We start from the raw sequence: 14242 nt of genomic DNA, 5'->3' as shown, positions 1-14242 counted from the left end.
GCCACCCACTCCTGACACCTACCTAATATTCTCTCGTATCGGCCGGTGAGTGTTTTACCAGCCGCGGCACCCAGGCGAGATACGTCACCATGCCCAGCAATTCGACCAGTGACTGCAGGACAATGACCACCACCGATGCTGCCCAGATATCGGGCAGCGCAATCGCCAACGGAAGTACCACAAAGGAATTGCGGGTACCGAGGCTGAAAACCAGCGTCCGGCCAGAAGCCGTGGGAAGGCGAAACAGCATGTGGAGCGTCTTGCCGACCAGGGCTGCAACCAGCAGATAGAGCACAAAAAGCACGGCGATTTGACCCAGCATCTCCTGCGACTCAATAATCAAGTGCACTTGCGAGGCCGCAATCAAGAACACCACTGCTGTCAGCAAAGGCACGGGTAGCCAGCCCATCACCTCAACGCCTCGCTTGAGTACAGCAGATTGCGCGGCGCCTGTTTCGGTCAGCCAGGCAAGTAGCAACGGCGTTACGATCAGTCCCCAAAAGGCAGGTAATAATTCGCTCAGCAGATGGTCACTGACAAGCTGCTCGCCCATCATTAACGTGACATAAAGCGGCAGCAGCGTTATCTGCAGCAAGAGCAGTACCGGCGTCGCGGCAATTGCCTTGGCACTATCCCCCTGCCCAAGATGGGTAAAGCTGATAAACCAGTCGGTGCAGGGCACCAACAACACCAGCAGGACGCCGAGCAGCACAGCACCTTTCAACCCAAACAGCGTGGCCAACCCCCACACCACCAGCGGCATGACAATAAAGTTACCTAGCGCCAACGCGCTCATAAAGCGTCGGTCTTTGAATGCTTGCGGGATATGTAGCAGCGGTACTTGAGTAAAGGTCGCATACAGCAACAAGCCAAGCAGTGGCCAGAGGGCAACGTTCCATGCCTGAATCACTTCCCAACGCGCCCCCAAACCAATACCGGCAAGGATGGCAACGAGATAAAGCCAGACTTGATACTTTTCCAGGGTTTCGCGCATCAAGGTAGTGTCGGATCCAGAGAAAAATGTCCCTCTCAGGGGCGTTGGTCGTGCCTAAACGATGATTAGCTCACGCGCTCATAACCGCCCACCACGCCTTTCTTGCTCAGCACGAACTGCCAAAGCTGGATTTCCCGCGCACGGAAAGCAGCCGCACAGCTCAGCAGGTAATAACGCCACATGCGGTAGAAGGTCTCATCAAAACGGTAGCGGAAGTTTGGCCAGTTGGTTTCGAAATTGGCGTGCCAGGCCATCAGGGTCTTGTCGTAGTCAGCGCCGAAATTATGTACATCTTCAACGACAAATAGCCCTTCTGCCGCATCGGTGACCTGGCCCATGACCGGCAACTCACCATTGGGAAAAATATACTTGTCGATCCAGGGATCGCAGGCCGTGGCGCGCAGATTTTTACCAATGGTGTGAAGCAGGAAGAGGCCGTCGTCTTTCAGGCAACGATGCGCCACCTCCATGAACTCGCGATAGTTTTTATGCCCCACGTGTTCAAACATGCCAATACTGACGATACGGTCAAACGTCTCGGTTTCATCGCGGTAGTCCCGCAGACGGAACTCCACCGGCAATCCGTTTTTCATCAGGCGCTGGCCAAACTCTGCCTGCTCTCTGGAGATGGTCAGGCCAACACATTCGACGCCATAATGCTCGGCGGCGTAGGCCATGAAACTGCCCCAGCCGCAGCCAATATCGAGCACCCGCATGCCGGGCTCCAGATTCAACTTACGACAGATCAGGTCGAGTTTGGCCTCCTGAGCATCGTCCAGATTGGTGGCATCTTTCCAGTACCCGCAGGTATAGGTCATACGCTTGTCGAGCATGCCCGCGTAAAACTCGTTACCCAGGTCGTAATGTTTTTCGCCCACTTCCCAGGCACGTTTGGCACTTTGCCGATTGATCAACCTGGCACGCAGGGAATGATAAATCAGTTGCGTGGGCTTGATCCGCTGATGAAGCTGAGCACGCATCAGGCGATAAAAGAATTGATCCAGCGACTCAACCTCCCAGTCGCCTTGCATATAACTTTCGCCAAACCCCAGGTTGCCTCGCGAAAGGGCGCTATCGATAACGCCAGGGGCTTTCAGTTGAATATCCCAGGACCTCTGGCCATTGATTTCAATATCGGCTTGCTTGAGCAGGTCGGCAACGAACCGATGGGAAGGTGAACGCTCGTCGAACACCTCACTTTTTTTCTCCAATATTGGTAAGTTCAAGGTAACACCCCCGCCTATCCCGTGAGTGAATTAGTAACACCTCAGTTAAGCATAGAACCAACGTCGACATTAGGTGAAGTGCCTTAATAGTCACACCACCCACAATGATAAAAAAAAACCGGCACACTCACTGTACGAGGGCCGGTTTCGGGGAGCTTAACGCAATATCAACACGGGTATGGTGCTCTTGCGCAGCATGTCGGTGGTCGTGCTGCCCACCAACAGGTGGCGTATGCGCGAATGGCCATAGGCCCCCATGACCATCATGTCGATGTCATTGTCCTTTGCGTAGGCATGAAGTGTTGTTTCCACTTCACCGGCGCGAATCGCCCCTTCGGCTTCGTGGCCGGCCTCGCGCAGGGTGGAAAGCGCCCACTCGAGCTGCGAGCTGTTTTCGCCGGTATCGGCGCCGACGATGACCACATGGCAGGCAATACCGCTGAACAGCGGGCTCTTGGCGAGCATTTCAATGCCCTTCCGCGCCGTCTTGCTGCCGTCGAACGCCATCATGACCTTTGCCGGGGTTTTGAAACCGCCTCGCGGCACCATCAGAATCGGCCGGTGCATTTCGCGCACCACGCGTTCAAGGTTGGAACCCAGATGGCCGCTGGCCTGGTCGGCGGTTTCGCCGCGCTTGCCCACGACCAGCAGACGCACATCGTTTTCAAGCTCTACCAGGGTTTCCACCAGGGTGCCGTTGCGCTGGCGGGTGGCCGGGTCGGCGATGCCGTCTTCAGCGGCACGCGCCTTGGCCGCCTCGAGCATCAGCTTGCCCTGCTCACGGTTGACCTTGGCCCGCTGTTCATCAAGATCGGAAAGCTCTTCCATGAGCTTTTCCCGCGCGCCGAGGCGCAGACTCCCCGACAGGTTGGCGTCCTCGCTGGTTTGCGGATGGTTGTCCACCACGTGGACGAATACCAGCGGCGCGTTCAGCGCCTGGCTGGCCCAGGCGGCGTAATCGCAGACGCTTTCTGAAAACGATGAGCCGTCGATGGCGGCCAGTACCTGACCGGACATTGAGAATTGATCAGACATTGTGCACTCCTTGCTGATTAGTGGCCGCCCATGAGTTTTTCTACCGCCACGGGGTCGTCATGTACGGCGTAACGATCCACCACGGTGGCGCTCGCCTCGTTGAGGCCGATCAGCTCAACCTCGGTGCCTTCACGGCGGAACTTGATCACCACCCGGTCCAGCGCCTGTACGGCGGTGATATCCCAGAAGTGAGCCCGCGATAGATTGATGGTGACCTTGTCGATGCTTTCCTTGAAATCAAACGCTTCGATAAAGCGCTCGGAGGAGGCAAAAAACACCTGGCCCACGACCTGGTATTCGCGCTCGCTACCTGGCGCGACTTCCGTCGAGCCGATGTACATGATGTTGCCGACCTTGTTGGCGAAGAACATCGCCGCCAGCAGAACGCCCACGAAGACACCAATCGCCAGGTTGTGAGTGCCGACGGTGACCGCCACGGTCGCCACCATCACAATATTGGTGCTCATGGGGTGTTTCTTGAGGTCGCGAATCGACTCCCAACTGAAGGTACCCACCGACACCATGATCATGACCGCGACCAGCGCCGCCATGGGGATCTGGGAGACCCAGTCGGCGAGGAACACCACCATCAACAGCAGCGCAATGCCGGCAATCAGGGTCGAGGTGCGTCGACGGCCGCCGGATTTTACGTTGATCACCGACTGGCCGATCATCGCACAGCCCGCCATGCCGCCGATCAGGCCCGAACCGATGTTGGCAATGCCCTGGCCTTTACACTCACGATTTTTATCGCTCTTGGTATCGGTCAAATCATCGATGATCGTCGCGGTCATCATTGATTCCAGCAGGCCAACAATCGTCAGCATCAGCGAATACGGCAGGATGATCATCAGGGTATCAAGATTTAGCGGCACATCTGGCCACAGGAAAATCGGCAGGCTATCGGGTAGCTCACCCATATCACCCACACTGCGGATTTCCATGCCGGTCATCATATAAACCGCGGTTAGTACCACAATGCACACCAGCGGCGAGGGAATCATCCTGCCGATAGCGGGCACATAGGGAAAGCCGTAGATGATCGCCAGCCCTGCCGCCGTCATGGCGTAAACGTGCCAGGTAACGTCGGTCAGCTCGGGCAGCTGGGCCATGAAAATCAGAATCGCCAAGGCATTCACGAACCCCGTGACCACCGAGCGCGAGACAAAGCGCATCAGGTCGGCAAGCTTCAGGTAGCCGGCGATAATCTGCAGCACGCCGGTCAACAGCGTGGCGGCCAGCAGATACTCGAGCCCGTGCTCCTTGACCAGGGTGATCATCAATAGCGCCATGGCCCCGGTGGCAGCCGAGATCATGCCGGAGCGGCCGCCGGTGAAGGCGATGATCACACAGATGGCGAAGGAGGCGTAAAGCCCGACCTTGGGGTCGACCCCCGCAATGATGGAGAACGCGATCGCCTCGGGAATCAGGGCGAGTGCCACCACGATACCCGCCAGGGTGTCGCCCTTGAGGTTCGAAAGCCAAGACTGTTTAAATTTTTCGTACATGCGGGGGTCCATAGTTAAGGGTTAACGACAGGCCGCAAGCCTGTGGCGTAAAACGCCCGACAGCGGCGCGTAAAGCGCTTGGGTCATACAAGACGGTGCTTGAGTGCTTGAGTGCTTGAGTGCTTGAGAGATTGACGTCCGGTGACGCCAGGACATAGCAAAGGCGATATGCAATATACCGCCAGGCGATGACAGCCGGGTGAAGGCGTCATGCAAAGCAAAATAGGAAGGGAGGCCTAGGGTGGAGTCATCAGCCCTGAGGTGGCAAATGCCGGTAATGTCATAAACAAGGTCACTGTGTCATCTACACGGATTCGTCTATATGCCTGCCCTGAAAATAAGGGCGGCAGCAGAAGGCGCAAGATTCTAACAGTAATTTTACCACGCTGCACCCGGCCATCGCCGTTGGCGTTCTTTGACAACGGTCAGGAAGGCACCATGTTCGACGACCGCAGGGTGCCCAAGCCCATCACTTTGGCGTACCATTGCAACGCAATATATCGACTGATCGAGTCCCAACTTTCCACGTTGAAGCGGCACCCCCGCCGAGAGAAGAGGAGCAGTAGATGAGCCATTCCATAGCAGTGATCAAAGGCGACGGTATCGGCCCCGAAATCATGGACGCCACGCTTCGCGTGCTGGATGCCCTGGATTGCGGTTTGGATTACGAATTTATCGATGCAGGACTTGGCGCGCTGGAAAAACACGGTACGCTGATTCCTCAGGCATCGCTGGATGCCATCGAAAAACACGGTATCGCGCTCAAGGGCCCGCTCACCACGCCGATTGGCAAAGGCTTCTCCTCGATCAACGTGCAGCTTCGCCGTCACTTCGACCTTTACGCCAACGTGCGCCCTGCCATCAGCTTTCCCGGTACTCAGTCACGCTACGACAACATTGACATGATCACCGTGCGGGAAAACACCGAAGGGGCTTACCTCGCCGATGGCCAGGAATATATCGATGATGGCAACACCGCCCTGTCAGTCATCAAGGTGACCCGTAAAGGCTCCGAGCGCATTGTGCGTTATGCCTTTGAATTGGCGAAAAGCAACGGCCGCAAGAAAGTCACTGCCGTGCATAAAGCCAACATCATCAAGACCAGCTCAGGGCTTTTCCTGGATGTTGCCCGGGAAATCGCCGAGGAATATCCCGACATCGAATTCCAGGAGATGATCGTCGATAACGCCTGCATGCAACTGGTCATGAACCCGCATCAGTTCGACGTCGTGGTGACCACCAACCTGTTTGGCGACATCATGTCAGACCTTTGTGCGGGTCTGGTCGGCGGGCTTGGCCTGGCACCGGGCGCCAACATCGGCGAAAAAGCGGCGATCTTCGAGGCTGTGCACGGCTCCGCGCCGGATATCGAAGGCAAGAAGATCGCCAACCCCTGTGCGCTGCTGCTGGCCGCGGCGCAGATGCTCGACCACCTGAACATGGACGACAAAGCCACCGCCATTCGCAAGGGGATTCGCGACGTGCTGGAAAACCGCCGCGATATGGTCACCCCGGACATGGGCGGCACCGGCACCACCGATACCTTTGCCGACGCACTGGTCGACTACGTCGGTCATTAAGCAGCTACCGCTCACCGGCCCTCAGTAACGGCCGGTGAGCGAAACCGGTAGCCCAACAGGCGCATCGCATTAAGCGTGACCAACACGGTAGCGCCGGTGTCAGCCATTACTGCCACCCACATGCCGGTGATGCCCAGTACGGTCGACACCAGAAACAACGCCTTGAAGCCCAGCGCCAGCGCCACGTTGGTCTTGACGTTGTTCAGTGTCGCCCGGGACAGCGCGATGAGTTCGGCAACCCCCATCACACGGTTCTTCAGCAAGGCCGCATCGGCGGTTTCCAACGCCACATCGGTTCCACCGCCCATGGCGATCCCCACGTCGGCGGCCGCAAGCGCCGGGGCATCGTTAATACCGTCACCCACTTTACCCACGGTCCCCAGTCCCTGGGCCTGCCAGTCCCGCACCCGCTGGGCCTTGTCCTCGGGCATCAGCTCGCCTTCGGCCTCAATACCCAACTGCTTACCCATGGCGGCCACCGTGCGCGCGTTATCGCCGCTGAGCATCACCACGCTGACGCCCAGGCGTTTGAGCGCCTCAATCGCGGCTGGCGTATCCTCACGGGGTTCGTCGCGCAGTGCCAACACGCCAAGTGCCTTGCTTTCAGCCAGCAACAGGACCACCGTTTTACCCTCTGCTTCCAGCGCGGCAATTCGCGCTGACTGTGTCTCGGTCCCCTGCCAATGGCGCGGGCTTGTGAGGGTTAACTGCCGGCCCTCGAACCGACCGCTGACACCCTGCCCGGCCTGAGCCTGCCCCTCGGATGCCCTGCCAAGCCACAGCCCCAACTGCTCTGCATGCTGCACAATGGCCTGGGCAACCGGGTGGCTTGAGTCCTGCTCCAGCGCGGCGGCCAACCTGACCACCTCGTCCTCGCTCGACTCGGTCCATGCTTCAACATCGGTCACGCTGGGCGCACCAGCGGTCAGGGTCCCGGTTTTATCCACCGCCACGCGCTGGAGCTTGCCCAGCTGTTCAAGCACGGCACCGCCCTTGATCAAAAGACCACGCCGCGCGGCGGTTGAAAGCCCCGCGGCAATGGCCGCCGGCGTCGAGATGACCAGCGCACACGGACAGGCAATCAACAGAAGTGCCAACGCCCGATAGATCGACTCGGACCAGGCAAGCCCGGTCAGCCAGGGCGGCACCACCGCGACAAGCACGGCCACACCGACGACCAATGGCATGTACCAGCGGGCAAACCGGTCGATAAAGCGCGCCACTGGCGCTTTGGCGGCCTGTGCTTCTTCGACCAGGTGAATAATCCGGGCAATGGTATTGTCAGCAGCCCCCCGAGTGACTTCCACCTCTAACGCCGCGTTGAGATTGACCGTGCCCGCCCAGATATCCTCGCCGGTGGCACGCTGCCGGGGCACCGACTCGCCGTTGATAGGCGACTCATCGAGCTGGGAGGTTCCTGCGACAATACGCCCATCGCAAGGCACGCGGTCCCCCGGGCGCACCAATACCCGCTGGCCGGGCGTCAACGTATCAGCTGCTACATCGCGGATGGCTTCCCCTTCAAGTAGACGCGCCGTCGCCGGCGTCAGATTGCCTAGCGCCGCGATGCGCCGCCGCGCCTGCCCGGCCGCCACCCCTTCGAGCAGCTCACCCACCGCGAACAAGAACACCACCATGGCCGCTTCAGCGGCGGCCCCGATGGTTAAAGCCCCCAGGGCCGCGATACTCATCAGCATTTCAATGGTCAGAGGATTGCCCATGCGCAGTGAGCGCCAGGCGGCTTGCCCGATTGGCACCCATCCGATCAGCGTGGCCAAGATGAATGGCCAGGCACCCACTTCGGGCAGACGCCAGGCCAACAGCCACGCCATTACCAGCAGTGCGCCACTGATCAGTACCAGCCGTCCTTTTGCCGTTCCCCACCAGCGCGGCGTCGATGCCGTGGATGGTGAGGCGTCAATCACCGGATAGCCAAGCTTGGACAGGGTGTGTGTCAGGGCGTCATGGTCCAGCGCCTGATCGGCATAAGCGGTCACGCTTACCGTACCGCTCATGCTTGAGGCGCTGACTTTTTCAACCTGCGACAACCCTTCTAGCGCTGCCTCTACCTTGCGTTCACAGCCGCCACAGTCCATGCCCTGGACGTTCAGACGCGCGGTGTCGCGGGTGTCTTGCTGGCGAGTGGTCATGGCATCATCCTTCCCGTTCGGCTATCGTGGGAATAGCGTAATACCTGTAGTCACTAGAGGTTTAAGCCATGACCAACACGTCCAGCCATGCCGCTATCGGCATTGGCGAACTCGCCAGCCGGACCCACTGCAAGCCGGAGACCGTGCGCTATTACGAGAAGATCGGCCTGCTACCCGCCGCCCCGCGTAATGATGGCAACCAGCGGCGCTACAGCGAGGCTACGGTGCAGCGGTTGATGTTTATTCGACACGCGCGGGATTTTGGTTTTTCGGTGGAGGCCGTGCGGGAGTTACTCGATATGGCCGATCACCCGAGCCAGCCGTGCGAGCAGGTCGATAGCCTGGCAAGGCGGCACCTGGCGGAGGTGGAATCGCGCATTCAGCGGCTGATGGTTCTGCGCGACGAACTGAAGCGGACGGTCGCCCAGTGCGACGGCGACAGCGTGGCTCAGTGCCGGATTATCGAGGTGTTGAGCGACCACCGGCTGTGCAGCCACGATGCCGCCCATGGCGGCGCGGAGGCGCTACGCTAATACGGCGGCGCGTCATGCCCCCAGCCACACGTCGAGGAACAGCATGATCACCAGGCCGATGGCCAGACCAAAGGTCGCCTTCTTCTGGTGACCGCAGCGATGGGTCTCGGGAATGATTTCATGGCTGATCACGTAGAGCATGGCCCCGGCGGCAAAAGCCATGCCCCAGGGCAGTAATATCTGCGAGACGCTGATAATGCTGGCGCCGAACAGGCCGCCGATAGGCTCGATCAGTCCAGTGAGCGCAGCAATCGTCCACGAGCGAACCCGTGAATATCCCTCACCCATGAGCGCAATCGCCACGGCCAGCCCTTCCGGTATGTTTTGCAGGCCAATGCCGATCGCCAGCGGCATGCCGCCCTCCAGGCCGTTGGCGCCGAATCCAACGCCTACCGCCATGCCCTCGGGCAGGTTATGAATGGCAATGGCAAACACGAACAGCCAGACCCGCCGCAGCGAGGCAGCTTCGGGGCCTTCGCGGCCCTGCTGGAAATGCTCGTGGGGCAGGCGCTCATTGAGCAGCGCAATCGCGCCCATGCCCAGCAGAATCGCCGCGCAGACGATGGCGGCAGGCACAGGGCCACCCGCATAGTAGATTTCGGCGGCGTCCAGCGCCGGGATGATCAGTGAAAAGAATGACGCCGCCAGCATGACGCCAGCGGCAAACCCCAGTGCCAGGTCACGAAAGCCGCGGTCAGGCGTTTTGCCCAGCAATACCGGTAGTGCGCCGACGGCTGTCAACGACCCGGCCACAAGGCTACCCAAGAAACCTAGTAAAAACGTATTTTCCATGCGCCAAGCAGGCCTTGTATCTAGAGAATCAGCGCCGGGGGTTATGTCTAGTCTAGCCTACCCCAGCCCGCGCAGAATAAAGTTTACCGTTTGCCGTGCCTGTTGCTGAGAAGCCCCGCTCTTCATCAACAGCCGCAAACCGGACATGGACAGCGTCAAGAATTGCGCGGCGCTGTCCGGATCCCGCGTATCAGTTATGCTGCCTTCCCGCTGAGCGCGTTTGATCACCTCGGAGAAGAATGCATTGATGCTGGCCACGCTGTCCCGGGCAGTCTGAGCCGGAAGCGAGTCTTCTCCGCCCAGTTCGGTGGCAGAATTGAACAGCAAACAGCCGAGCGATGCCTGTTGGCTGTCGGTATCAGCGGCTGAATGCAAAAGCTGCTCGATAAACGACCAGGCGCTATCGGCAGCGTCCAACTGTTCTGCCAGCGACGCCAACAGCTCTTCGCGATAATTCTGCAGGGCTAACAGGAACAGCGCCTCTTTGTTACCGAACGCCTGGTACAGGCTGCTGCGCGACAGCGCCATGGCGTCCAGCAGATCACGCATGGACGTATGGTAGTAACCGGAGCGCCAGAAGGTGTTAACCGCGGCCTTTAGCGCTTCTTCAGGCTGATGCTGTAGGGGTCTGCCGATGGTCATCGTCACCACTCTTGGAAGCTGTCGCCCACTATTCAACAGGGCAATCACGATCTGGAACATCAATCTAACATGCCGCAGGGGCATTAGGGGAGTCAGCGCCCCTATTGATCGCGGGGCGAGGAAAAGCGACACGAGGCCACCAACGAAGAAACCGCAACGCTCATCCCCGGCGCGGCCTGGCCGAACCGGGGATGGGATGCGTCCAGAGGGCGTTGAAAGCTTAGTTCAGCAGTTCTCTGACCTGCTTGATGCCTTCGCGGGCAAGCTGCACCGGGCGGGAATCGCTGAGGGTCCAGGCGGCCATCGAGCCGTCATACATGGCGATATTGTCGAACCCGGCGACTTCGCTGAGCACGAACCAGTCGGTAGCAGCCCAGTGACCGGTGTTGCAGAAGGCAATCGTGCGCTCACTGCTATCCAGTTCCACGGCATTGATGCGCGACTGCAGACCCTCGACGTCCAGATAGTAAGCGCCGTTCTGGTCGTTCAGGTGCGACTGGTGGGGCAGGCTCCGCGCGCCCGGAATCGTACCGGCGACCCGTGCCGCGGAGGATTGGTTGTCACCGGCGAAATAGTCGGCGGGCCGGGCGTCGACCAGCTGCGCCTGGCTTTCCCGGGCGGCTTCCACGTCCTCGGTTGACGCAATCAGCTCTTCACGGAGTGTGGCGTCGAACTCGGCGGCATCGTATGGCTCAGGCGCGCCGCTTGCCACGTCAAAACCCTGCTGCTCCCAGCCCGCAAAGCCGCCGTTGAGGATGGCAACCTCGTCGTGGCCGAGGACTTTAAGCGTCCAATACACCCGCGCTGCACTGCCGAAGTCGGTGGCGCCGGTACCGGCGGGCACAATCACCACCGCGCTGTCGTTATCGATCCCCAGGTCGCCAATCAGCGTTTCCAGATCGCTCACCTCGGGCATCAAGCCCGCAACGCTGTCGCGGGTTTCGCGCCAGCCGTCATCGGTGTAGCTTGAATAACGGCTGCCCGGAATGCGCGCCTCGGCAAAGCTCTCGGCATCGCCACCATCGTCGATGGACGAGCGCACATCCAGTACCACAAGTTCCTCTTGATCAAGGTGTTCGTTCAGCCACTGGGCATCCACCAGCGGCGTCATTTCAAGCGGCGTTTCTTCAAGTGCTAGGGCCTGGACGGAAAACCCCAGGGCGCCGATCAGGCCCAATAGTAAGCGGGACATAAAACCTCCATTGCGGTCGCGAGCAACGCTCATCGACCTGAGTAAAACAGGCAAAAGAACGATTGGTACATTAATATGATAGTGGGTGATATAAAACCATTATCAAAATGCTTTTTTGGCATAACCGTATAGATAAACATACCAATGGTCGTGGCATCGGTGCAGGGTCTGCTTTTCACAATCGCTGAAAATGTTGTGTAAGCAATCGCGCTGATCGACCACTCACTGGTAACGACCCGACGAGGAGCCCAGGATGAGCGCGCACGCTACTCCCCCGCCACGCTTTTGGCTGAGCGGCAAACGCCATGCCGAGCAGGATGTTTTTTTTCGCCAGACGCTGGAAGCCAAGGGCTGGCAGCAAGGCGACGACGCGCAGTGGCAGGCAGCCTGGGTTACCGGCATGCCGCCCAGGGCGGCATTCAAGGCGACGTCTCCCAGCCGCGTGATGAACCACATTCCCGGCAACGCCGCGCTCACGGTCAAAAGCCGCCTGCATGCGGGGTTGAGAGGGCTGCGCGAACGCACCCGGCGCCACTTTGGGGAGGCGCATCCCAACACGGAACGGCTGAATTTCTTCCCGCGCGCCTATGAAATGCCCCACGACTACCCGGCGCTGGTCGAGGACGCCGCCGCGCATCCCGACAAGCGCTGGATCTTGAAGCCGACCAATGCGTCCAAGGGCCAAGGGGTTCAGGTGTTGCGCGATCCGACCAGCGCACCGCTGGAACCCAACTGGCTGGTGCAGGAGTATATTGCCAACCCGCACACCATCCGTGGCCACAAGTACGTGCTGCGCCTTTATATGCTGATTGCCAGCATTGACCCGCTACGCGTGTATCTCTACGACCAGGGCTTTGCCAAGCTGGCCTCGGCGCCGTGGAGCCCGGATGACATCGACAATCCCTTTAGCCAGCTGACCAACCCCGACATCAACGCGCTCAACCTGGACGCCGAGATTCCGGTGGAGTTTATCGACCTTGACCGCTATCGCCACTGGCTTCGCGAGCAGGGCCACGACGACCAGGCGCTGTTTAGCCAGCTGCAGGATCTGGCCACGCTGACCGCGCTGTCCGGCGTCGAGGCGATGCGCGCCCGCTCCCGGGAAGACGGCGCCGACCCGCGGGGCTGCTACGAGCTGATCGGCCTGGACTGCCTGGTCGACGACCAGCTAAAGCCATGGATTCTGGAGTGCAACCTGAGCCCCTCACTGGGCACCTGCGCCAAGCCCGAACATGGCGGCGTGGTCGAAGAGGCCGTCAAAACCGGGCTGGTGGAGGACATGATTGCCCTGACCGGGCTTGCTCAGCCACCCCGGGAGACGGCCACCTTCGATGCCGCGGCGCTGGCGGCCGAGCGCGAACGGGCGGGTGGCTTCGTGCCGCTCTACCCGACCCGGGACGCCCATCGCCACCTGCCCTTTGTCGGGCTACCCAGCCTTGCCGATTACCGGCTGGCGACCGAACTCGCCCCGCTGAGCCTGTCTTTCCACGGCCAGGACGTCAGCGAGCTTATCGATGACGATCGTCTGGCGCTTTACCACCACCCCAGCGGTCGCTACTTTCAGCTCAACGACAGCGCGGCGCTTATCTGGCTGCTGGTCAGCGAAGGCGCGCCGATCGAGAGCGTGCTAGAGCAGCTCCAGGCGGCTAGCGGCGGGCAGGTCGATGCCGACACCCTGGCCAGCGACCTCTGGGCGACGCTCTCGCTATGGTGGCAACATGGGCTGCTGGCGCCCGGGGATCGCGACACTTCAGTGCCCGACACGGCGTCACCCGCTCGCGAGCATCCCGCCACCTGGCGCGGTACGTTGTTTTTTGATCAGCGCTGCTGGTCGATCAGCGCGCCACAAGGCCCCGTGGCAACACGCATTGCCGAGACACTGGCGCCGCTGCTGGACGCCGACGGCAACGCCCCTGACACGTCGCTGCATATACTGGAAAGCGCCAACGGTTACTGCCTGACCAGCGACAGCCGCGTGATTCGCTCCCGCCTGCACCTCGACGACATCGTCCCTGCCCTCACCCAGCACTGCTTGTCCCACGCTACCGGTGACGGGCAGTTGGTGCTCGACGTCGTCCTGCTGAGTCGGCCGGAGGGGCATGTCGTCTGCGTGGTGCCCGACCAGGAGCCTGCCCAGGCGATGGGCACGCTGAAGGCTGTGGCGGAACGGAACGCCCTTGCCCTGACGCGCGGGGCACGCCTCTCACTGGCCACACCGGATACCCTGGAACCGCTTAATGTACCGCTTGGGGATGCCGGATTCCTGTTTCAGGAACGCGGCCCTTGCGTTGGGCTGTTATGGCTTGATGCCGACCCGAGCGACAGCCCGGAGGCGCCGTCATCGCTCGAGTTACTCGGCGCTTTGCTCCCCGCGACCCTGGAAACCGCAGAACACCCACAAGGCTTAAGCCCTGACGCCTTGACCGCGCTGCAGCACATGACTCAGGGCGCGCATTGTGCGCGGCTGGCCAGCACGCAGGTCGAGGCCGTCGGCCAGTGGCTTGACCGGACACCGCTTTCACCCTCTTCCCACGCCGCGGTATAGCGGCAGGAAGTCGCGCCATCTGGCGCATTTGCTTGTCACACCAAA

11 protein-coding genes are annotated in these 14242 nt (G+C 60.3%); 3 read left to right on the top strand and 8 right to left on the bottom strand.

Translation table 11 applies throughout. The annotated features are described in order from the left end of the window. Positions 1 to 22: 22 nt before the first annotated feature. The 4 genes from R3F64_RS07895 to R3F64_RS07880 all read right to left on the bottom strand — a co-directional run bounded on the left by R3F64_RS07895 (position 23) and on the right by R3F64_RS07880 (position 4763). On the bottom strand, positions 23 to 994 hold the full coding sequence (locus R3F64_RS07895) for an arsenic resistance protein (RefSeq protein WP_085917196.1): 972 nt from the start codon (positions 992 to 994) through the stop codon (positions 23 to 25). 65 nt (positions 995 to 1059) lie between these two features. Continuing rightward, positions 1060 to 2220, bottom strand: a complete 1161-nt coding sequence (cfa, locus tag R3F64_RS07890) for a cyclopropane fatty acyl phospholipid synthase (RefSeq protein WP_085917195.1) — start codon at positions 2218 to 2220, stop codon at positions 1060 to 1062. Between the two features lie 156 nt (positions 2221 to 2376). Then, on the bottom strand, positions 2377 to 3237 hold the full coding sequence (locus R3F64_RS07885; RefSeq protein WP_085917287.1) for a universal stress protein: 861 nt from the start codon (positions 3235 to 3237) through the stop codon (positions 2377 to 2379). Between the two features lie 35 nt (positions 3238 to 3272). Beyond that, a complete protein-coding gene (locus tag R3F64_RS07880; RefSeq protein WP_199283914.1) occupies positions 3273 to 4763 on the bottom strand; it encodes a SulP family inorganic anion transporter in 1491 nt (496 codons plus the stop codon). A gap of 566 nt (positions 4764 to 5329) precedes the next feature. On the opposite strand from R3F64_RS07880, the gene R3F64_RS07875 reads away from it, so the two are divergent. Continuing rightward, positions 5330 to 6343, top strand: a complete 1014-nt coding sequence (locus R3F64_RS07875) for an isocitrate dehydrogenase (protein ID WP_199283915.1) — start codon at positions 5330 to 5332, stop codon at positions 6341 to 6343. 11 nt (positions 6344 to 6354) lie between these two features. Here the strand turns inward: R3F64_RS07875 and R3F64_RS07870 are convergent, their stop codons facing one another. Further along, the gene (locus tag R3F64_RS07870; RefSeq protein ID WP_199283916.1) at positions 6355 to 8493 is read right to left on the bottom strand and encodes a heavy metal translocating P-type ATPase; all 2139 of its coding nucleotides are present in this window, start codon (positions 8491 to 8493) and stop codon (positions 6355 to 6357) included. Between the two features lie 68 nt (positions 8494 to 8561). Here R3F64_RS07870 and R3F64_RS07865 point away from each other — a divergent pair, with 68 nt between their 5' ends. After that, positions 8562 to 9026 carry a MerR family transcriptional regulator gene (locus tag R3F64_RS07865; protein ID WP_085917191.1) on the top strand — a complete coding sequence of 155 codons (465 nt, stop codon included), beginning with the start codon at positions 8562 to 8564 and terminating at the stop codon, positions 9024 to 9026. 12 nt (positions 9027 to 9038) lie between these two features. Here the strand turns inward: R3F64_RS07865 and R3F64_RS07860 are convergent, their stop codons facing one another. The 3 genes from R3F64_RS07860 to R3F64_RS07850 all read right to left on the bottom strand — a co-directional run bounded on the left by R3F64_RS07860 (position 9039) and on the right by R3F64_RS07850 (position 11652). Further along, on the bottom strand, positions 9039 to 9818 hold the full coding sequence (locus R3F64_RS07860) for a ZIP family metal transporter (RefSeq protein ID WP_085917190.1): 780 nt from the start codon (positions 9816 to 9818) through the stop codon (positions 9039 to 9041). A gap of 57 nt (positions 9819 to 9875) precedes the next feature. Continuing rightward, positions 9876 to 10460, bottom strand: coding sequence for a TetR/AcrR family transcriptional regulator (locus R3F64_RS07855; RefSeq protein WP_176243602.1), 585 nt, complete (start codon positions 10458 to 10460; stop codon positions 9876 to 9878). A 220-nt stretch (positions 10461 to 10680) separates the two neighbouring features. Beyond that, on the bottom strand, positions 10681 to 11652 hold the full coding sequence (locus tag R3F64_RS07850; protein WP_199283917.1) for a sulfurtransferase: 972 nt from the start codon (positions 11650 to 11652) through the stop codon (positions 10681 to 10683). 253 nt (positions 11653 to 11905) lie between these two features. Between R3F64_RS07850 and R3F64_RS07845 the strand changes: the two genes are divergently transcribed. Then, a complete protein-coding gene (locus R3F64_RS07845; protein WP_199283918.1) occupies positions 11906 to 14197 on the top strand; it encodes a PqqD family peptide modification chaperone in 2292 nt (763 codons plus the stop codon). The last annotated feature ends 45 nt before the right edge of the window (positions 14198 to 14242 follow it).

Origin of the sequence: Halomonas sp. 5021 (genome assembly GCF_036663435.1) — a bacterium.
Taxonomy (GTDB): Bacteria; Pseudomonadota; Gammaproteobacteria; order Pseudomonadales; family Halomonadaceae; genus Vreelandella; species Vreelandella janggokensis.
This window is presented reverse-complemented; position numbering and strand designations above follow the sequence as displayed.